This is a genomic window from Rothia sp. P5764, from assembly GCF_048512965.1.
Taxonomy (GTDB): domain Bacteria; phylum Actinomycetota; class Actinomycetes; order Actinomycetales; family Micrococcaceae; genus Rothia.
In genome coordinates, this window is the sequence record NZ_JBLXXQ010000001.1 from 207,036 (window position 1) to 225,572 (window position 18,537).

Annotated in this window: 17 protein-coding genes and 4 tRNA genes; 6 read left to right on the forward strand and 15 right to left on the reverse strand. The window is 56.4% G+C overall.

Annotated elements, in window-relative coordinates:
• Positions 1-49: 49 nt before the first annotated feature.
• From ACN08Y_RS00945 to ACN08Y_RS00960, 4 genes are all read left to right on the forward strand, one after another.
• Positions 50-868, forward strand: coding sequence for a thymidylate synthase (locus ACN08Y_RS00945; RefSeq protein WP_419111588.1), 819 nt, complete (start codon positions 50-52; stop codon positions 866-868).
• A gap of 9 nt (positions 869-877) precedes the next feature.
• Positions 878-1,474 carry a dihydrofolate reductase gene (locus ACN08Y_RS00950; RefSeq protein WP_419111589.1) on the forward strand — a complete coding sequence of 199 codons (597 nt, stop codon included), beginning with the start codon at positions 878-880 and terminating at the stop codon, positions 1,472-1,474.
• A gap of 84 nt (positions 1,475-1,558) precedes the next feature.
• The gene (gene asd, locus ACN08Y_RS00955; RefSeq protein ID WP_419099243.1) at positions 1,559-2,698 is read left to right on the forward strand and encodes an aspartate-semialdehyde dehydrogenase; all 1,140 of its coding nucleotides are present in this window, start codon (positions 1,559-1,561) and stop codon (positions 2,696-2,698) included.
• A 9-nt stretch (positions 2,699-2,707) separates the two neighbouring features.
• Entirely contained in the window at positions 2,708-3,145 is a 438-nt protein-coding gene (locus tag ACN08Y_RS00960; protein ID WP_419099242.1) for a GntR family transcriptional regulator, read from the forward strand.
• Between the two features lie 59 nt (positions 3,146-3,204).
• Here ACN08Y_RS00960 and ACN08Y_RS00965 read toward each other — a convergent pair whose 3' ends face one another.
• The 10 genes from ACN08Y_RS00965 to ACN08Y_RS01010 form a co-directional block, all read right to left on the reverse strand.
• Positions 3,205-3,615, reverse strand: a complete 411-nt coding sequence (locus tag ACN08Y_RS00965; protein WP_419104832.1) for a PGPGW domain-containing protein — start codon at positions 3,613-3,615, stop codon at positions 3,205-3,207.
• A 16-nt stretch (positions 3,616-3,631) separates the two neighbouring features.
• Positions 3,632-4,723 (reverse strand): UDP-N-acetylmuramate dehydrogenase, encoded by a 1,092-nt coding sequence (locus ACN08Y_RS00970; RefSeq protein ID WP_419104831.1) that lies wholly within the window; start codon positions 4,721-4,723, stop codon positions 3,632-3,634.
• A 90-nt stretch (positions 4,724-4,813) separates the two neighbouring features.
• Positions 4,814-6,049, reverse strand: coding sequence for an MFS transporter (locus ACN08Y_RS00975; protein WP_419111590.1), 1,236 nt, complete (start codon positions 6,047-6,049; stop codon positions 4,814-4,816).
• 206 nt (positions 6,050-6,255) lie between these two features.
• On the reverse strand, positions 6,256-6,720 hold the full coding sequence (locus tag ACN08Y_RS00980; RefSeq protein ID WP_419111591.1) for a MaoC family dehydratase: 465 nt from the start codon (positions 6,718-6,720) through the stop codon (positions 6,256-6,258).
• Complete coding sequence (locus tag ACN08Y_RS00985; RefSeq protein ID WP_419099237.1) at positions 6,717-7,166, reverse strand: FAS1-like dehydratase domain-containing protein; 450 nt, start codon at positions 7,164-7,166, stop codon at positions 6,717-6,719. The genes ACN08Y_RS00980 and ACN08Y_RS00985 overlap by 4 nt, the downstream gene beginning before the upstream one ends.
• A 153-nt stretch (positions 7,167-7,319) precedes the next feature.
• Positions 7,320-7,391, reverse strand: a tRNA-Thr gene (locus tag ACN08Y_RS00990).
• A 1-nt stretch (position 7,392) separates the two neighbouring features.
• Positions 7,393-7,466, reverse strand: a tRNA-Met gene (locus tag ACN08Y_RS00995).
• Positions 7,467-7,497: 31 nt separating this feature from the next.
• Positions 7,498-7,569: transfer RNA gene (locus ACN08Y_RS01000), tRNA-Thr, on the reverse strand.
• Between the two features lie 235 nt (positions 7,570-7,804).
• The gene (locus ACN08Y_RS01005; protein ID WP_419099236.1) at positions 7,805-9,709 is read right to left on the reverse strand and encodes a DEAD/DEAH box helicase; all 1,905 of its coding nucleotides are present in this window, start codon (positions 9,707-9,709) and stop codon (positions 7,805-7,807) included.
• A gap of 342 nt (positions 9,710-10,051) precedes the next feature.
• Positions 10,052-11,656 carry a DUF2079 domain-containing protein gene (locus ACN08Y_RS01010; protein ID WP_419111592.1) on the reverse strand — a complete coding sequence of 535 codons (1,605 nt, stop codon included), beginning with the start codon at positions 11,654-11,656 and terminating at the stop codon, positions 10,052-10,054.
• A gap of 104 nt (positions 11,657-11,760) precedes the next feature.
• Between ACN08Y_RS01010 and ACN08Y_RS01015 the strand changes: the two genes are divergently transcribed.
• Complete coding sequence (locus ACN08Y_RS01015; protein ID WP_419111593.1) at positions 11,761-12,771, forward strand: DNA-3-methyladenine glycosylase family protein; 1,011 nt, start codon at positions 11,761-11,763, stop codon at positions 12,769-12,771.
• Between the two features lie 78 nt (positions 12,772-12,849).
• On the opposite strand, the gene trxA is transcribed toward ACN08Y_RS01015, so the two are convergent.
• The 3 genes from trxA to ACN08Y_RS01030 all read right to left on the reverse strand — a co-directional run bounded on the left by trxA (position 12,850) and on the right by ACN08Y_RS01030 (position 13,981).
• Positions 12,850-13,233 (reverse strand): thioredoxin, encoded by a 384-nt coding sequence (gene trxA, locus ACN08Y_RS01020; protein ID WP_419099233.1) that lies wholly within the window; start codon positions 13,231-13,233, stop codon positions 12,850-12,852.
• Positions 13,234-13,348: 115 nt separating this feature from the next.
• A tRNA-Tyr gene (locus tag ACN08Y_RS01025) sits at positions 13,349-13,430 on the reverse strand.
• A gap of 164 nt (positions 13,431-13,594) precedes the next feature.
• Positions 13,595-13,981 carry a hypothetical protein gene (locus ACN08Y_RS01030; RefSeq protein WP_419111594.1) on the reverse strand — a complete coding sequence of 129 codons (387 nt, stop codon included), beginning with the start codon at positions 13,979-13,981 and terminating at the stop codon, positions 13,595-13,597.
• A 178-nt stretch (positions 13,982-14,159) separates the two neighbouring features.
• On the opposite strand from ACN08Y_RS01030, the gene ACN08Y_RS01035 reads away from it, so the two are divergent.
• Complete coding sequence (locus tag ACN08Y_RS01035) at positions 14,160-14,651, forward strand: YajQ family cyclic di-GMP-binding protein (protein ID WP_419099231.1); 492 nt, start codon at positions 14,160-14,162, stop codon at positions 14,649-14,651.
• A gap of 119 nt (positions 14,652-14,770) precedes the next feature.
• Here the strand turns inward: ACN08Y_RS01035 and htpX are convergent, their stop codons facing one another.
• Together htpX and ACN08Y_RS01045 are read right to left on the reverse strand one after the other, a co-directional pair.
• Positions 14,771-15,667, reverse strand: a complete 897-nt coding sequence (htpX, locus tag ACN08Y_RS01040; RefSeq protein WP_419111595.1) for a zinc metalloprotease HtpX — start codon at positions 15,665-15,667, stop codon at positions 14,771-14,773.
• A gap of 142 nt (positions 15,668-15,809) precedes the next feature.
• On the reverse strand, positions 15,810-18,071 hold the full coding sequence (locus tag ACN08Y_RS01045; RefSeq protein ID WP_419111596.1) for a sigma-70 family RNA polymerase sigma factor: 2,262 nt from the start codon (positions 18,069-18,071) through the stop codon (positions 15,810-15,812).
• Positions 18,072-18,537: the final 466 nt, after the last annotated feature.

Sequence of the window (18,537 nt, forward strand, 5' to 3'; positions counted from 1 at the left end):
GAGGTGAGTGCCCCCGGCGCTCCCTGCCCCCTTGACTGAAAAGAAGATAATGACTGTTCCCACCCCCTACGAAGACCTACTTCGTGAGATTATGGCTACCGGCGATCTTAAGTCTGATCGCACCGGTACCGGCACCAAGAGTGTCTTTGGTCGCCAGCTGCGTTTTGACCTGGCGGAGAGTTTCCCGCTGATTACCACTAAACGGGTTCACTTTAAGTCGGTTGCTCTTGAGTTGCTCTGGTTTCTGCGGGGTGAGTCCAATGTGCGGTGGCTTCAGGAACGCGGTGTGAGTATTTGGGACGAGTGGGCTGATGAGGACGGCGAACTGGGCCCGGTCTACGGCGTACAGTGGCGTTCCTGGCCCGCCGGGAATGGGCAGACCATTGACCAGATTGCTAAGGTCATTGAGTCGCTCAAGACTAACCCTGATTCTCGTCGGCATATCGTCACGGCCTGGAACCCCGCTGAGGTCGATGATATGGCTCTGCCGCCTTGTCATGCGCTTTTCCAGTTCTACGTCAAGACCCGCCCGGACGGCACCCGTGAGCTCTCGTGCCAGCTCTACCAGCGGAGCGCCGATATGTTCTTGGGCGTTCCTTTCAACATCGCTTCCTACGCTCTGCTGACCCAGCTTATTGCCGGGCAGACGGGTATGGTTCCCGGTGAGTTTGTGTGGACCGGCGGGGACTGCCATATCTACTCCAACCACTATCGGCAGGTTGAGGAGCAGCTCAGCCGGCAACCCTACCCTTACCCCAAGCTGATCATCAAGAATAAGAAACCCTCCCTATTTGACTATGAGTTTGAGGACTTTGAACTGGTGGATTACCGGCACCACCCCACCATCAAAGCCCCTATCGCGGTCTAGGGGCAGGCTATGAGCGTAGCTGAAAAAGATTTGCCGGTACTGGGCGCCATCTGGGCCCAGGTGGGCAGGGGCGTGATTGGTCGGGCCGGTGATATGCCCTGGTACGCGCCCGAAGACCTAGCCCACTTCAAGCAGGTTACCTGGGGGTGCCCCGTGATTATGGGGCGCGCTACCTGGGAGTCCTTCCCGCCTCGTTTTCGTCCTTTACCGGGGCGTCCTAATATCGTTATTTCCTCCTCCCTTTCTGACCCCACCCTCCGCGACGGGGCTACCTGGGTACCCTCCTTAGCCATAGCCCTTGAACAGGCGGCCCAGCTAGCACCCGATGCCACTGCCTATTGGGTGATTGGTGGCGGTCGTGTCTATGCGGAGGCTCTCACAGCTCGGAACCTGCCGCAGGTAGCTGGCGGTTGCGTGAGCCGAGTGGAAAGAACCGTCTTTGGCCTTGAATTAGAGGGCGACACCTACGCACCGGCTTTAGATGACCGCTGGGAATTACTTGCGTCCACCGATACGCTCACCAGCGTTAAAGGCTACGGCCTTGAAGCCACAGGTGATAAGGTCGCTCTACCCTACCGTTTTGAGAGCTGGCAGTTACAGGGGTAGCCTTTTCCGTGTCTACCTCGCTTTGGGCTGTAACACGAGGCTGTTCCCCTCACGCGTGCAGCGGAATAAAGCTAGACTGAAACCATGACTTTTACACCCGGTGATTCAGTAGGTTTTGTAGGCTACCGTGGCATGGTGGGCTCCGTCCTCATGCAGCGCATGCTCGAAGAAGGAGATTTTGAGGGTATTAGCCCCGTCTTCTTCTCTACCTCGCAGGCTGGTGCCCCCGCCCCTACCTTCGGCGGGGCCCTTGAAGAGGCCACTCTCAAAGACGCACACGACCTGGACGAGCTGCTTAAGCTCCCCGTGATTGTGACTGCTCAGGGTGGCGACTACACCAAGGCCGTTCATTCTGCTCTGCGGGAGCGCGGCTGGCAGGGTATCTGGATTGATGCAGCCTCCACCCTACGCATGAACGATGATGCTGTGATTGTACTTGACCCCATTAACCGCGATGTTATTGACCGTGGCCTGGACTCTGGCGTCAAAGACTTTATCGGCGGCAACTGCACCGTCTCCTGCCTGCTCATGGGCTTAGGTGGCCTGTGGAAGCAGGGCCTGGTGGAGTGGGGTACTTCCATGACCTACCAGGCGGCTTCCGGTGGCGGTGCCCGCCACATGCGCGAGGTCCTCAAGCAGTTCGGTGACCTGAACGGCACCGTCAAGGCTGAACTGGCTGATCCCGCTTCAGCGATTCTTGAGATTGACCGCAAGATTCTGGACAAGCAACGTTCTGGCGAGCTGGACACCACCCAGTTCGGTGTACCGCTTGCAGGTTCCCTCATTCCCTGGATTGATTCAGACTTGGGCAAGGGGCAGTCTCGCGAAGAGTGGAAGGCAGAGGCTGAATCCAACAAGATTCTGGGCCTTGAAGGCGATAGCCGGGTCGCTCTTGACGGTCTGTGCGTCCGTATCGCAACCATGCGCTCCCACTCACAGGCACTCACCCTCAAGCTGACCGAAGACCTTACGGTTGAGGAAATTGAGAAGATCATTGATGAAGATAACCAGTGGTCCAAGGTAGTTCCCAACGAGCGCGAAGCAACTATGCGCGACCTTACCCCGGTAGCGGCCTCTGGCACCCTGGATATCCCGGTTGGCCGTATCCGCAAGCTGAGCATGGGACCTCAGTACATCAGTGCTTTCACTGTAGGTGACCAGCTCCTGTGGGGTGCCGCTGAGCCGGTGCGCCGCATGCTGAAGATTGCGACCGGCACCCTCTAAAATAGAGCTATGACCAAGCCTCAGATGCCCCCGATTCATGAGTCCCATCAGGAGCTCTGCGGGGGCATCCGTGCCTTAAACTTCAGGGTGGATAAGGCATCGGATGTTCCCCCCTATTCCCAGTTACGGCGCGCAATTATTGCGGCTAGATTTGATGGCCGCTTGGCGGCCGGTGACAGGTTACCCCCTATGCGGGCTTTGGCGGCAGAAACAGGTCTAGCAGTCAATACCGTGGCCAAGGCCTATAAGGAGCTTGAAGCTGCTGGGGCTATTGAAACCCACGGGCGAGCCGGCTCCTTTATTACGGCCCTTGATTCCACGGCCCACAAGGCTCAAACGCTTACCGAAAAGTATGTAACTGCCATGCGCAAGCTAGGCTACGAAGACCCCAAAATCCTTGAGATTATTGGCCATATGCTGGGGTTAGAAGAAGCATCAGAGGGCTAGCCCCTTACCTAAAAAAGGCCCATGCACCAGGTGGTGGTGCATGGGCCCTTTGAGCTGTTTTAGCGGCCGGGTTTGCTTGTGCGGTAGTGGCATCCGCTGGGGCAGTAGTGGCTATGGTTGCTTCGCTTAGCCCATCGTTGGGCAGTTTTACGCCGGTGCCTGCGGTGGCGAGCGGCTTCAAAGGACCGCCAGGTGGCAAGCACCTTGGCACGGACCCAGAGGTTGAGCCGGTGAGCCCAGTGAAACTCGGTACCCCAGAGGCTCATGCCCATGAAGATAAAGAGCCAGCCCGGCCCAGGGGTAACCAGCATGATGATGCCGGCAAGAATACAGAGAAAGCCCAGAAGAATGACCAGGGCCCGATAAAGCAAGAGGAAAAGAGGGTGACGGCCCATAAAAGCACGTACCCGCTGCATCCGCCGGTGCAAGAGACTCCCGTCGCTACCGGCAATTTCCCGTTCAAGGCTCATAGCGTAACATCAGGGGCTAGAGTTCAAAACCAACGACAACGGGCTCAGCAACCAGATACACGCCAAAGCGTTCTTCAACACCGGCTCGCACAGCTCGCGCGATAGCGGCAATATCGGCTGTAGCCGCACCGCCTCGGTTAGTGATGGCCAGGGTGTGCTTGGTTGAAAGTGAGGCGCGACCGCCGGAAAGCTGCTGGGCCTGGCCCTCTAGACCAAAGCCTTTCTCAAAGCCAGCCTGCTGAATCAACCAGGCAGCACTGAGCTTGACCTTACCTTCAACCGTTTGGCCGGTGGCTGTGGTCACCGGGTAGCGGGGAGCGTCCTCGGGCAGAGTATCAAGGGCGGCGCTATCCACAATGGGGTTAGTGAAGAAAGAGCCGGTGGAGTAGGTATCGCGGTCTGCCGGGTCAAGAACCATGCCTTTCCCCGCGCGAAGACCCAGGACAGTCTTGCGCACCAGGGCAGAGCTGGCACGCTCCCCCACAGTAACGCCCAGCTGGCGGGCAAGCTCAGCGTAACGAATGGGGGCAGACATGCTACCGTGCGGTAGCTGAAAATCAACGGTCAGCACCACATAGCGGGGTGTGCCGTTGACGCTTGACTGCTTGAGGATTGAGTCACGGTAAGCGAACTTGAGGTCGGCGTTAGCGAAAGTTTTGTAATTGCCGGTTTGACGATCCCAGGTACGCACCGAAGCAATGGTGTGGGCGACCTCTGAGCCGTAAGCACCGACGTTCTGCACGGGGGTTGCGCCAACGGTACCGGGTATACCGGAAAGAGCCTCAATACCGGAGTACTGGCGTTCTACGGTGTAGGCGACGAAGGCATCCCAGTTGTGCCCTGCTTGCACGCGCAGGTTGGCGCCGCCGCAGGCGTAGTCACCGATATTTTCGATTCCCTCCGATGCGATGTGAAGCACCGTACCGGCAAAGCCCTCATCTGCCACCAGCAGGTTAGAACCGCCGCCGACAAGGAGCAGGTCCTCCCCTGCCTCATCGGCGGTGCGGAGAGCGGCGATAATTTCTTGTTCTGTTGTTGCGCGGACGTAGGTGCGGGCGGGGCCACCGACAGCGGCGGTGGTCAGTTCACTCAATAGCTTCTCAGTCACGGGTTCCATTCTACCGGCTGGTAGCAAGCCAGTATGTACTCATTCCTGAGTCCTTCCAGATAAGCTCCCTCTGAGCCTGCTGGGTGTTTGCTAGATCCTGATAGCAAGAAGCTCATCCCTATCTTTTCTGGGTGTCAGCTGGCTAGTCAGCACCAGCGAGAGCAGCACAAAAATAAGCACGGCAATCAGCCCCTTACGAATACCGAAGTGCTCGCCTAGTAAGCCCAGCAGGGGCGGGCCACCTAAGAAGGCTGTGTAACCGATGGTAGAGACAACCGATACCCGCACGGCGGCTTTCATCGGGTCGTCGGAGGCCGCCGACATACCGGTAGGGAACCCCAGAGAGGCTCCCAGACCCCAGATCAGCAAACCCACAAAACCGACTTGGACCTTGGGAGCAAAGATAAACAGGCTCAGGCCAGCGATTGCCAGGGAGCAGGTTATCCGCAAAATAAGTACCCGCCCGTACCTGTTGAGTAGTGCCGTCCCACCGAATCTGCCAACCATCATGGCCACTACAAAGGTGAAATAGCCCAGCGAGCCGATTGTCTTGCTGGTGCCGTAGTCATGGGTGAGGGCTAGGGCTACCCAGTCATTTGCTGAGCCCTCAGCCAAAGCTACACCCAGCACGAAAAACCCAATCAGGATCGTGTGCTTATCTCGCCAGGCATCACGGACCTTATAGGCCCCAAGGGTTGCGAGCGCCTTGGTATCGTCCTGACCGTAATTTTCGGTCTGGCAGCGGGTTAGCGAGAATGCAACCAGCGCTGCCACCACCACCGCATAGCTCATCATATGGGCGACGAAGGGGAGCCCTAGCTGGGTGCCTAGAGCGCCCAGAGCTGCACCCATGACGGTGCCAATGGAGAAGAAGCCGTGCATAATCGGGGTGACGTACCGCCCCAGGGCTCGCTCGTTGGCGACCCCCTGCACGTTGGAGGCTACGTTCGACACTGCGCTCCCCAGCCCCTGTAGGCTCAGCCCCACCAGGGTCATGGGGACGCTCATATAGTAGACACCGCAACCGATCAGGGCCATACCGGTAACAGTTGTTGCGTAGGCGGCGACTATACATCGGATCGCGCCGAAGCGGGCTACCAGGGCACCGGAGAAGCTGACAGCGCAGAAGGAACCGGCGGTCATGCCCAGAAGGAGCAAACCCATAGGTCCGGAACTCAGATTCAGCCCGGTAGCTAGGTCGGGAAGACGGGTAAGTAGCGCCGAAACCACCAGGCCGCTGGCGAAGAAGAGACTAAGGACAGCCCGGTACCAGGTACGAATCTGGGTGTCAGTCAGCTGATAAGGGACTGTACTCGATGTGGGCATACCAGGGTGTTTTCTCTCGTTCTAATTCTTTGTGTCGGCTGTCTATTCTAGCGCTCTGCTCATGTACCCCTAAGGGGGCATGATGGGGACACCTTGAGAAGTAAAACAGTAAGCACTCACGGTAGGCCGTCTCTTATTCACCGATATTAGTGGGGCCTTCCTCTTGCAAGAGGAGCACCCCTGGCATTTTTAGCCCCCTAAGGAGACTAGGCTAGCTGGACCAGCGCTTGGGCTTTCATGAGCACTTTCTGCTCTTTGCCCTGGGCGTCGGGGGCAGTGACGGTCAGGTCGACGCGGGCGGTGCGGTTTTCTTGGTCCAGGGCACCGATTTTACCGGCCACAGAAATGACGTTGCCGCCGCTGGCAGGTGAGCTCTCACCCTCTGCGTCGGGTACCGGCACCGGCTTGGAGAAGCGGGTCTGGTAATCCACAATCGCACCGGCGTCCCCCACCCAGTTGGTCACCAGCTGGATAGCCACACCCATGGTAAACATACCGTGAGCAATCACCCCGGGTAGCCCCACCGCATTGGCAAAACGCTCGTTCCAGTGGATAGGGTTGAAGTCCCCTGAAGCACCGGCGTAGGCCACCAGGTCTGCGCGGGTCACGGGAATCTGACAGGCACCAATCTCAGCACCCTTTTCTAGGGTCTCAAAAGTTATAGCAGTCATGAGTCCTCCGCCCGAACCAAAAGTGATGAGTAGCAGGTAGCTACTTTTTCACCGGAAACCGTGGTGATTTCTTCGCGGGTGCTAAGCATGGCCCCAGCCCCCATCACCCGCAGGCTATCAACGTGAACTTCAGTCAGGAGCTTATCGCCCGCTACGATGGGGCGGTGGTGGGTAAAGCGCTGGTCAGCGTGAACCACGCGGGAGAAATCGATACCAGCCTCGGGGTCAGTAATCAGAGCCGCGTCGGCCTTCTGCGCCAGAATAATGGCGAAAGTCGGTGGTGCTACCAGGTCGGTGTAGCCTGCCGCTTGGGCGGCCTGCAGATCGAAGTGCAGGGGGCTGGTCGCTTTAACAGCAGTAGCAAATTCACGGATTTTTTCACGGCCCACAGCGTAGGGCTCGGTGGGCGGGTAAAGGCGGCCCACAAGGTCTTGGTTAATAGCCATAGTCCTACTCTAGGCCCTAGGCTTCCACTCTTTAAAATATTTGCTAAATTTTCCCAAATTGTAGCCCTGTAGCGACTGCGGCCCTGGGCGCGAAAGAAGCCAGGGCGTAGAAAAAACCTCCCCAACCGTGAGATTGGAGAGGTTTTGAAGCTGAGCCCCGACCGGGAATCGATCCCGGGACCTCCATCTTACCAAGATGGCGCTCTACCACTGAGCTATCGGGGCGTAGCGGTGGACGGGCTCGATCCGTCGACCTCACGATTATGAGTCGTGCGCTCTAACCAGCTGAGCTACACCGCCATGTATGTGCCTTATTACGGGCTCATACCAGAGCCCCGACCGGGAATCGATCCCGGGACCTCCATCTTACCAAGATGGCGCTCTACCACTGAGCTATCGGGGCAACAGATAATACTCTACGGTACATCTGAGCCTGCGCGCAAACTGAAAGCCAGATTTTTCTGGGTGTTCTGAGGCACAGCCTTTTTCTTGGGTAAGCAAGGGCAGAAGAAGGCCCCTCCTGCCCATCCCGAGGCTGGCATAACCAACTAAGGAATAGAAAGCCAGGAGGGGCTCCCCCTTACACTTCTACGAGAACGAGCCTTTCAAAAGTCTCTAGGTTCTCACGGCACAAAGGTTTAGAACTTCTTACGGCCCTTTTTCTTACCGCCGAAGCCGCCACGGTCATCACGGTCATAGCGCTTACCAAAGCCACCGCGGTCATCACGATCAAACTTCTTACCACCGAAACCGCCGCCCTTGGGGCCACGGTCGCGCTTGATGTTGATGAACTCGCCAGCAACCTGGGTGTCACGCAGGCGGTCAAAGAAGTCACGGGGTAGCTCAGCCTCAGGCAGGCCCACAATGGTGAAGTGCTGGCGGATATCAATCGAACCGATCTGCTTACCGGTCAGGCCACCCTCATTGGTGAGGGCACCCACGATAGCTGCGGGCGAAACGCGTGATGCGCGGCCTACGTTGAGCTTGAAATCAACCATGCCTTCGTCCTTGTGGCGGCGGCCGCCACGGGGCTTATCATCACGGTCAAAGCCGCGGTCATCACGATCGCGGGTCTTGCGCTTGGGCTCAGGAGTTTCTTCGGCCAGGAAGGGGCGACCCTGCTGGGCGATAACAGCCAGTGCAGCTGCAATCTCTTCGCCTTCGACGTCGTGTTCCAGAGCGTAAGCATCAATGAGGGTACGGAAGAAGCTCAGGTCTTCACTCTCAATGGTGTCAGTAATCTGCTGAGCAAAGCGCTGCTTGCGGGTATCGTTGACGTCGTCAACAGTGGGCATGTGCATCTGCTCGACCTGCTGGCGGGTAGCCTTTTCAATCTGGCGGAGCATGTACTTTTCACGAGGGGTCATGAAGAGGATAGCTTCGCCTGCACGGCCTGCACGGCCGGTACGGCCAATACGGTGCACGTAGGACTCAGTATCGTGAGGAATGTCGAAGTTAACAACCAGTGAGATACGCTCAACGTCTAGGCCACGGGCCGCAACGTCGGTCGCAACCAGGATATCGATACGGCCTTGGCGCAGAGCCTCAACGGTTCGTTCACGCTGAGCCTGGGGAATGTCACCGTTGATGGCGGCGGCCTGGAAGCCACGAGCCTTGAGCTTTTCAGCTACTTCTTCGGTTTCTTTCTTGGTGCGTACGAAGGCGATGATGCCGTCGTAGTCCTCAACCTCAAGCACGCGGGTCATTGCCTCGAGCTTGTGGGAGTGCATGACCTGCATGTAGCGCTGACGGATATTGGCGCTGGTGGTGGTCTTAGACTTGACGCTTACTTCAACGGGGTTGTTGAGGTACTTCTCCGCAATCTTGCGAATAGTCTTGGGCATGGTGGCGCTGAAGAGGGCTACCTGCTTGGTGTCAGGAGTTTCTGACAGGATTGATTCAACGTCTTCGGCAAAACCCATGCGGAGCATCTCGTCGGCCTCATCAAGTACCAGGTACTGGAGGTTTGAGAGGTCCAGGGAGCCCTTCTTGAGGTGGTCAATGACACGGCCGGGAGTACCGACAACAACCTGTGCGCCGCGCTTGAGGCCGGCTAGCTGGGGGCCGTAGGGTGAGCCGCCGTAGACGGGAAGAACGGTGAAGTTCTCCATGTCGGTGGCGTAAGAAGAGAAAGCTTCTGCTACCTGTAGAGCCAGTTCACGGGTGGGTGCAAGAACCAGAACCTGGGTGTCCTTGGAAACACCATTGACGTCGGCGAGCTCAGCCAAGGTGGACAGGGCAGGCAGCGCGAAAGCAGCGGTTTTACCGGTACCGGTCTGTGCCAGGCCAACAACGTCGCGGCCCTCAAGAAGTAGGGGGATAGTCTGTGCCTGGATGGGTGAGGGCTTTTCGTAGCCTACCTTTTCCAGTGCTGCGAGGACGCGTGCATCCAGGCCTAGATCAGTGAAGCGGATACCCTCGTCATCAGACTTTTCGGTCTGAGTTTTGGGGGCAGTATGGGTGTCTACAACCGGTTCCTGGAAGACAGGTTCAGTTGCGGTTTCTGCGTTCACAGCAGTATTTTCAGTCAATGTATTCCTCATCGAGTGGGGTTGTGCACGCACCGGTTTTGTGTGGTGCGTTTACGGGTTTCCCCGTGGAATGCTCGCGAGGGGCCTTACGCTTAGGTGAGGTCTTCGGTTCGTGGGCGCTGTAGCTAACTTGGGTTGCGCGCTTGGGCGAGCTGATTACACATCAGGTTCTCTATCGTTGGTTCAACGTTCTGCTTAGCCAAAGTATGGTCGTCGAACGCGCGTAGCCCTGTGATTAGTTGCCTAGCTGGGCGTGAGCGCTAAGAGAAAATTTCGGGGTTCCCGATTCTTACACTCTCAACTCTACCCTAGTTTGTAGGTTTTGGTTCCCCGTGGTGATAGAGGGTACAGCGCTTAGTCGGCCCGGACGGCTATCTCAATTGTCCCGATGGTTCGGTAGGGCAGGTAGGCTGCTGACCCGTACCTGCCGGTGGCATAGGCTACGGCGCTCGAGGGCGGGTTGCTGCCCCATGCGCTCCCCATACGGTCGATGACCACATAATCTGGGGCGGGTTCACCGGAGTGTCCGATCCAGTAGGCGGTGTGTTCTGGGACCAGGTAGGTAAGTACCGAGAGGTCGGCGGCCACGGTACTTCCCTGTGGAATAGCCGCTACAGCTTCTGCTTTCATCTCATCGGTCAAGCTGAGCGTGGAGCTAGCAAAACTAGGTTGGCCCAGCTGGGCAAGAGGCTGCCAGGGCAGGGTTCCTAAAGCAATAAGCAGGGTGAGAGCGGGCAAGATAATAGGTGCCTGATGCTTCATTCCATCCAGGAGCGACCTGCGGGTACCAGCCAGCGGGCCCTTGCCGAGGGGGCGGGCAGGAACCTGAGTACCTGCCTGCGCCCGGGCCAGAGTGTCCAGCAGGGCGGTGAAGATGATGGGCATGAGAACCAGGTTGTAGTGCCAGGTAGGTTCCCAGTAGCCTTCTTGCGGTGAGAGCAAGCGCCAGATAAGAGTCGGTACCGCCACCCAGGCAATGGGGCTAATAGCCCAGGCTAGAACCCCCGTGAGTAGGAGTAGACCGAGAGTTGCGCTTTTCTGCCAGGGGTAAAAGAGCTGAGCGAATGCTCCCAGGGGGTCTCCTAGAGCGGCGGCGACGTCAAGCTTATCGGAGTAGTCGAAGACTCCCCCTGTGTTGAAGTAAGGCAGGATCAGCCCGATAGCAAGCAGGGGCCAGATCAGCCCCCAGAGGGTAAGCAGACTAGCTTCCGCCACAGCCGGGGTGCTCATCCAAGAACGCAGGAGCGTTTTGCTCCGTTGTGTCAGAGTTGCCGGAGCAGCGCTTGCAAGAGGAAAGAGGATTCCTGCAGCTGTGCGGAACCATCCTGTTCGCCAAAGAATAACCAGACCGATAGCAAGAACCGTAATTCCCATGTCCTCTTTGACAAACACCAAGGGGAATGCCCAGTAGACAGCCCGGCGTAAAAAGGGGCCGCGCTCGGTTTCAAGCCGCATGATCGCTAGGTTGCCCAGGCTCATGACCAGGAAGGGTAGGGCGAAAGCTACTTCGTGGAATTGAACAGAGACAGCTTGCTGGATACCGAAGCTCAAGGCGTAGGCTAGCCCGAGTGTAAGAGCCACCCAGGGCTTCACTATTTTTTGGGCAAACCTGATCAGCAAATAGACAGAGAGAGCGACCAGTCCGTTTTGCACATAGAGCAGGGTCGCTGGGCTGGGCCATAACCAGTAAAAGGGGGTCAGGGCAATGGTAATGGGGTGAAAGTGGTCCCCCAGGAGGTTAAAGCCCTCCCCCTTGATAGGAACAATAGGGGCCTGACCTTGGGAGTAGGCTTTGGCAAGCTGGGCGAAGATTCCTAAATCCCAGGAGGGCACAAGATAGTGCCGCCACTGGAACCAGGAGTAAGTGCTGTAGAGACCAAAGACTGCCAGAGCTAGGGTTGTTGCGGCAATTCGCGCAGGAACCGGCTGGGGGTGTTCAAGCAGTTTCTTAATGGCCATTGTTCTTCTCTGTTGGGGTGCAGTCTTTGGTAAGTATAGACAGTCGAGCTGAGTAAGACTTATCGGGTCTTCCAATATGCCCGGCACATGAGACGATAGAAAACATGTTGCGCGCCTCTTTTGTTCTGGAACCAACCCATGCGGTGCACCTGGGACAGACTTTTGCACCCTTGCAAAGAGGCCAGGCTGATCCGCTGATGCGAGCGGTTTCCACCCCCGCCGAGACCATCCACTGGGCAAGTGCTCATGAGCAAGGCATCAATATCCTCCTTCGGTGTGCACGCCCAGCAGGGGCGGGTCTATCTGCCCCGTTCAATGTGACGCTGTGGGCACCCGGTCCCTCCTCGTCCACACATTCAGGAACCCTCTCCCCAGCCAGCGCTTTGGAAGCCTTCGCTGAAAAGGTTGGAGGCTGGGTAGGCGAGAATGACTGCTGGTCGCCCTTCTATGCTTCCCCTGCCTGGCAACAACTACCCGAACGCCTCAAGCAGGCAAGGGCAGAGGCTCCGGGTCTAAGACTCCCCTCCATTGGCCTGCTTTCCCAAAATCTTCTGCTCGCTATCTCAGAACAGCGGGTAACTGGTATAGAGGCGATGGGAGGTATGCGGGCGCTCCTTGGCCGATACGGCCAGCAGGCCCCTCAGACCGGCTACCCCGATCAGCCGGCGGATTTGCTCTTTTTTCCCCCGGCTGATGTCTTTGCACAGATTCCTGACTGGGACTACCACCGGGCTGGTTTTGACCGTTCGCGCTCCTCTACTATGGTCCATTATGCGCGCCAAGCCGCCTCTTTCGAACGGTTTGCGGAAGAAAGCACTACAGGGGAGCTGGCCCAGGTTCTTGCTGGGATACCGGGTGTCGGCCCGTGGACAGTTGCAGAAACACTCCAGCGGTACTGCGGCCACCCCGATGCCGTCAGTGTGGGTGACTACCATTTAGCCCACCACCTTACCTACGCCTTTGACGGGGTCCGCGGCGATGACCACCGCATGTTAGAACTCCTAGCCCCTTATGCCGGGCATCGGCAACGAGTGGTCAGCCTCATTAAAGCCACCGGTATCCACGAACCCCGCAGGGCGCCCCGCTACGCCCCGCAAGACTTCCGTTCCTTCTAGCTCCACGACATAGCAAAGCCATCGAACTCCCCTGCTGGGGGAGCCCGATGGCTAAGGTCTATAAGTATTTTTTGAAGCTTAGTTTTCTTCGGCCTGCTGAGCGGCTTCTGCCTCAGCAACCTGCTTGTGAACCTCAGCCATGTCCAAGCCCTTAACCGCCTCAATGATCTGGTCGAACTGTTGAGCGTTCAGCGCACCGGGCTGGGAGAACACAAGGACACCCTCGCGGAAACCCATCACAGTAGGAATTGAGGTGATGTTGGCGGCCGCGGCCAGCTGCTGCTGATCTTCGGTATCGACCTTGCCAAAGGTAATCTCGGGGTGCTTCTCAGAGGCTTCCTCAAAAATGGGGCCAAACTGCTTGCAGGGGCCACACCATTCAGCCCAGAAGTCGAGGAAGAGGATATCTGATGATTCGACCTGCTGGGTGAGGTTTTCCTGGGTAATTTCAATGGTTGCCATGATGAACACGCTACCCCTTTTACCCCTGCATGTCTAAAGCCCGGTGCCAGTTTCTCTGATAATGAAGAGGAGTTAACAAAAAATCCCATCTCGTGATGAGATGGGATTTTCGCTGTGGCAGATGAGGGATTTGAACCCCCGTAGGCAATGCCAGCTGATTTACAGTCAGCCCCCTTTGGCCGCTCGGGTAATCTGCCGTATTCAATTTCTTGAATCATTCGTATCAACGAACAGTAGACTACTTTACACACTTTTGCCACGGTTGCCAACTTGGCACCCCTTTTTGTTGCCAAGCCCACTTCTAGAAAGAAGGAGCTCCTGCAGTCATGACTGCAGGAGCTAGTGAGCATATTGTTTTCCGCTAGGACGTCAGTGCGGATTCCTGCTCTAAAAGAAGCGTGATTTCAAGGTTCTCCAAGTAGGCGTAGGCTTGGTCCGGGGTACACATGCCACCCTTGATTTCTCGCTCGAGATTCTCTTTAACACCCTCAAAACGAGCAATGATGGAAGGGTCCTTCAAGGTAGACCCTAGCTCGGGGGCAAAGAGTTCCGCTTGCTTATGCTCTGCCCCAGCGTTGGGAAGAGCTTCAAAGAGGAAATCGTCTGCAGACAGATCTGCCATGAGCGCTTCATAAGCCCTCTGAATGCTTTCGTCTGTTACTGCAGTTATCTGGTGCGCCGCCGGAGTGGTTCCTGAGCCGGACGGTATGCCGGCTTGAGCGTGGGCAGCTGTTTTCTTTTCAGCCATACTTTCATCCTTTCAAAGCAAAATGAAGTTTTGCTGAGAATGGAGTCACATTTTTATAACGATTCTAGAAATATGCTGACAGCCGCTCTAACAGGGTACGGTTATAGTGAGAAGCACTCAGGTTCAAAAAACCTTGTGCCCCAGTCCCTGACTATTACTTACGAAAGAGGTGCCCTGCATGGCAAGCGACTCATCATTTGACGTTGTATCTAAGGTCGACAAGCAGGAAGTTTCCAACGCGCTCAACCAGGCCCAGAAAGAAGTAGCCCAGCGCTATGACTTCCGTGGCGTTGGCGCTGAGATTGATTTTTCTGGCGAAAAGATTCTGATTAAGGCTAATTCAGAAGAACGTGCCCTAGCTGTTCTTGATGTCTTCCAGTCCAAGCTGGTTAAACGCGGAATTTCTCTTAAGTCCCTGGATTCCGGTGACCCCTATGCATCGGGCAAAGAGTACCGCATTGAGTCTTCTATCAAAGAAGGTATTGCCCAGGACCAGGCCAAGAAAATCACCAAGCTGATTCGTGAAGAAGGGCCCAAGAGCGTCAAGGCAACCATCCAGGGTGACGAGCTCCGTGTCTCATCTAAGTCACGTGATGATCTGCAGGATGTTATCGCTCTGCTGAAGGGTGCTGACCTCGAAGTTGATCTACAGTTTGTCAACTACCGCTAGGTTTTAGCCCGCGCTTCACTCAAGCACATAGAAGGTGCCCTCTGTTCTTTGAAACAGAGGGCACCTTTCCCTAGGCAGGGCAAAATATTCACCCGCTTACTGACGCGAAAACGGCAGGGCTACATTTGCCCCTTGGCGCGCGCCATCGCTTCAAGTCTGGCGATGCGGTCAGCCATGGGAGGGTGCGACGCCATCAGGTTTTGAATCTGACCCGCGCGGAAAGGGTTGGCGATCATCATCGAGGCTGTGCCAGCAACTTTAGGGTTCTCAGGGTCCAGGGGGTAGCGCGAGACACCGTTTTCAAGCTTGTGCAGTGCAGAGGCCAGAGCTAACGGGTCATCGGTGAGCTGGGAGCCGTCTTGGTCGGCATCGTATTCTCGTGTGCGGCTAATTGCCATCTGCATTACGCCCGCCACCAGGGGTGCCATCACAGCAAGAAAGAGCGTGAAGATGAGCCCTCCACCGCCCCGGTTATCATTGTTTCGGTTACCGCCAAACATCAAGCCAAAGCTCATGACCTGAGAGATGGTTCCCACCACAGAAGCTAAAGCCGCAGCGATGGAGCCAATCAAAATATCCCTGTTATAGACGTGCATCAGCTCATGCCCGATGACACCGCGCATCTCACGATGATCAAGGAGCTGCAAGATCCCCTCGGTGCAACAAACGGCCGCATTCTGGGGGTTACGCCCCGTAGCAAAAGCATTAGGGGTCAAGCTGGGAGCAACGTAGAGACGCGGCATTGGTTGATTGGCCTTGGCTGAGAGCTCCTCAACAATTTCGTAAAGACCGGGGACCTGATCGCGAGTCACGGGATAGGCGTTCATGGAACGGATAGCGATTTTATCGGAGTTCCAGTAGGAATAGGCCACCATGCCCACGCCCACCAGGCCCATAATCATAATCCACACAGAACTACGGGTATAGGCAGCTAGCCCCGCCCCAATGAGCAAGAGAAAACCGACCATCGAACCCAGTAAAAGAGCAGTTTTAAGCCCGTTGTTATGGCCGTGCACCCTATTACACCTTTCTCAGGAAAGTTATTGTTGCTTTATAGACTAGGGTCTTTAGCTGGGTAGAGGCTGTGCTTTTGCGAAGAGCATATTATGACCGGCCTAACTCATTCAGGAGGCAGGCCGGTAGCTATCTTAATGTCTCCTAGACGCAGGTAATCTCTGTAATCGCCTCTAGCCCAAAGTAGCTCTCTAGAACATAGAGCGCATAGGGGGAGTCAAGAATAATCTGCGGAATGTAGGTTCCGAAGCTGACCAGACTACCCGAATAGATATAGGTAATCCTGCACATACGGTTGTCATTGACTGGGCTACCGATTGTATCCCAGGGCACCTGCGCCATCCACTTGTAGTATTCGGGGGTTCCTACCCAGTCCTTGGGGTCGGGAACTCCAGGGTCGCTTGGCTCAGCTGGGTCAGCTGGGTCAGTTGGGTCGGTCGGTATAGAACGATCCACTGGAGTGTCAGGATCAGCAGGTTCTTTAGGCTCAACTGGGTCGGTTGGTTCAGCTGGGTCGGTTGGTTCAGCTGGGTCGGTCGGTTCAGCTGGGTCGGTCGGCTCAACCGGGTCGGTCGGCTCAACCGGGTCGGTCGGCTCAGCCGGGTCGGTTGGTTCAGCCGGGTCGGTTGGTTCAGCCGGGTCGGTTGGTTCAGCCGGGTCGGTTGGTTCAGCCGGGTCGGTTGGTTCAGCTGGGTCGGTCGGCTCAACAGGCTCAGTTGGTTCAGTTGGTTCAGCTGGGTCGGTCGGCTCAGCTGGTTCAGCCGGGTCGGTCGGCTCAGCCGGGTCGGTCGGCTCAGCCGGCATAGAACGATCTACTGGAGTATCAGGATCGGCAGGAGCAACTGGCTGGGTACGGTCTACAGGATTAACAGGCGCTACAGATTCCCCCGGTGGCTGACTATCCACGGGCAAAGTTGATCTTACCGGGGCATCGCTCTCGGGCTCAGCTACCGGAGGCTGCTGAGTATCACCGGCTCCAGCGGCACCATCTGGCTGGTTTGAGAATACTAAAGAGCTCGCAAGATCGGCTGACTCCTTAGACGCCCCATGAGCCCCCATCGTGTCATCCTGCCAGGGACCGGTCAGAGCAGAGAGAGTCTGACCTTGAGGGGTTTCCACCGATGGTCTTCTTATTACGCTAGTACCGGCTGAAGAGTCAGTGGCATTCCCAGCGCTTGCGCGACTGTGAGAGGCCTTCTGCCCCAGCTGCCCGCGCGGTGAAGCAGCAGAATCAAAAGTCTGGGTATCCACCAGCATGCTAGGCGCTGCTGCAGCAGGAGCCCTAAAAGATTCTACGGGGACGCTCGAGCCTGAGCTTTGGGGCGAATCAACAAGAGCATCAACGATGCCACCTACCTCTTCCGAAGGGCTTGAAGCTGGTGCGGTTTCAAGCTGAGAATCGGCACTAATCACCGTTGAATTAGAGGACGAGCTATTGACCAGTGCTATGCCACCGGCCACCGCACCAATAGCGGTTACAGCGGCAGCGGCCCCCACCAGAGAGGGTTTGGAAGAAGCCCAGCGTCCGGGAATCAAAGAGGCAAGCCCCGCTCCCCCACTGTGACTTGCACCAGCCAGGGCTAGGCTACCACCGGCGATGTACGGGAGAATGACCTTAGAACTGTCAGTAAGAATCGGCGTAAGCCCTGCAAGCACGGGGAAAACCCACGTACGCATAGTCTTGTTGATACCGATCAGATTCAGGTATTCAGAAGAGCAAAATGAGCATGTTGAAAGGTGAGCTCGTAGAGTTTCGCTACGCTTCTTAGTCAGCGAGCCACGGACCATAGAGCTGAGGTGAGGTGAGTACTGCGCGCACTCAGCAGTTTTGGGAGCGTGTTGATGTGCTCGCAGAAACCCCTCGCGAAGGCTTTCCCGTGCGCGAGCGGCAAGAGCGGAAACAGCATTAGCCGACAGGTTCAGAGCTGTAGCTACTTCACGGGGCTTTTTATTCTCAACCTCGGTCATCCACAGAACAGACTGCCAACGTTCCGGCAAACTGGTGAATGCAGAAATCAGTTCATCGGACTCATGCAGTTTAAGAACAGTCTCATCCAATGACCCAGCCAGCTCTAGGTCATGCTCTTCGCTCAGCACCTCTTTTTGCGCTATAAGACCGTTCTCAGCAGCCAGATGAGCGAGAGTTGTGGCAAGATATCCGCCCATGAAAGCGCGAGGGCCCTTGCCATTCTTAAGAGCCTGCAAAATTCTGACGAAGGCCTCAGATACGAGATCCTCTGACAGAGTCTGGTTTGAGGTATGCCTATAAGCAATGGCGCGCGCCATGACCACATAGCGCTCATACAAAACACCAAACGACTCAAGCTGACCCTGGCGAACTTCAGAAAGCAAAACTTCGTCGGCAGGGCCAGACTGGCCAGTTTGAGCAGAATTGTATGATCGCATAAATCTCCCCGTGTAGATACTAGCCGCGCTAAGGAAAACGACTTCCTTTCAGCTTATCGGGATTTTCTGCGTTACGGTATATTTCCACAATATGTAAAGCGCATGCAGGCCATCAGATACCGCATGCCCTCTTTAGCCCACGAACTGGATACTGTAATTCCGGTCACCAGCACACCAAGGCACCATGCGATCCTCGCGATGTTTTCCGTGTACAGAACCCGCGAACGGCCCTGTACACGGTAAATGCTTGCGTAGCATGCAGGATCGCTTCATTATCTGGTTCCAGCAGCAGCGACCCGGCACCCGGTGACAGCACAATGCTTTAGCGCTGGCTATCAAGGGTCCCTAACCTTGATAGCCAGCGATTGCACTCGCTCAATCCCCACGATTGATGAGCGCCCTTTATTCCCTTATGCCTGGCAAGGCTTCCCATAGCGCCGCCAGGTTCTTGCTATCCTCAAGCCCC

Coding starts and splice junctions, on each gene's coding strand:
- ACN08Y_RS00945 (WP_419111588.1), top strand. CDS start 50: ATGACTGTTCCCACCCCCTACGAAGACCTACTTCGTGAGATTATGGCT.
- ACN08Y_RS00950 (WP_419111589.1), top strand. CDS start 878: ATGAGCGTAGCTGAAAAAGATTTGCCGGTACTGGGCGCCATCTGGGCC.
- asd (WP_419099243.1), top strand. CDS start 1,559: ATGACTTTTACACCCGGTGATTCAGTAGGTTTTGTAGGCTACCGTGGC.
- ACN08Y_RS00960 (WP_419099242.1), top strand. CDS start 2,708: ATGACCAAGCCTCAGATGCCCCCGATTCATGAGTCCCATCAGGAGCTC.
- ACN08Y_RS00965 (WP_419104832.1), bottom strand. CDS start 3,615: ATGAGCCTTGAACGGGAAATTGCCGGTAGCGACGGGAGTCTCTTGCAC.
- ACN08Y_RS00975 (WP_419111590.1), bottom strand. CDS start 6,049: ATGCCCACATCGAGTACAGTCCCTTATCAGCTGACTGACACCCAGATT.
- ACN08Y_RS00980 (WP_419111591.1), bottom strand. CDS start 6,720: ATGACTGCTATAACTTTTGAGACCCTAGAAAAGGGTGCTGAGATTGGT.
- ACN08Y_RS00985 (WP_419099237.1), bottom strand. CDS start 7,166: ATGGCTATTAACCAAGACCTTGTGGGCCGCCTTTACCCGCCCACCGAG.
- ACN08Y_RS01005 (WP_419099236.1), bottom strand. CDS start 9,709: ATGAGGAATACATTGACTGAAAATACTGCTGTGAACGCAGAAACCGCA.
- ACN08Y_RS01010 (WP_419111592.1), bottom strand. CDS start 11,656: ATGGCCATTAAGAAACTGCTTGAACACCCCCAGCCGGTTCCTGCGCGA.
- ACN08Y_RS01015 (WP_419111593.1), top strand. CDS start 11,761: ATGTTGCGCGCCTCTTTTGTTCTGGAACCAACCCATGCGGTGCACCTG.
- trxA (WP_419099233.1), bottom strand. CDS start 13,233: ATGGCAACCATTGAAATTACCCAGGAAAACCTCACCCAGCAGGTCGAA.
- ACN08Y_RS01030 (WP_419111594.1), bottom strand. CDS start 13,981: ATGGCTGAAAAGAAAACAGCTGCCCACGCTCAAGCCGGCATACCGTCC.
- ACN08Y_RS01035 (WP_419099231.1), top strand. CDS start 14,160: ATGGCAAGCGACTCATCATTTGACGTTGTATCTAAGGTCGACAAGCAG.
- ACN08Y_RS01045 (WP_419111596.1), bottom strand. CDS start 18,071: ATGCGATCATACAATTCTGCTCAAACTGGCCAGTCTGGCCCTGCCGAC.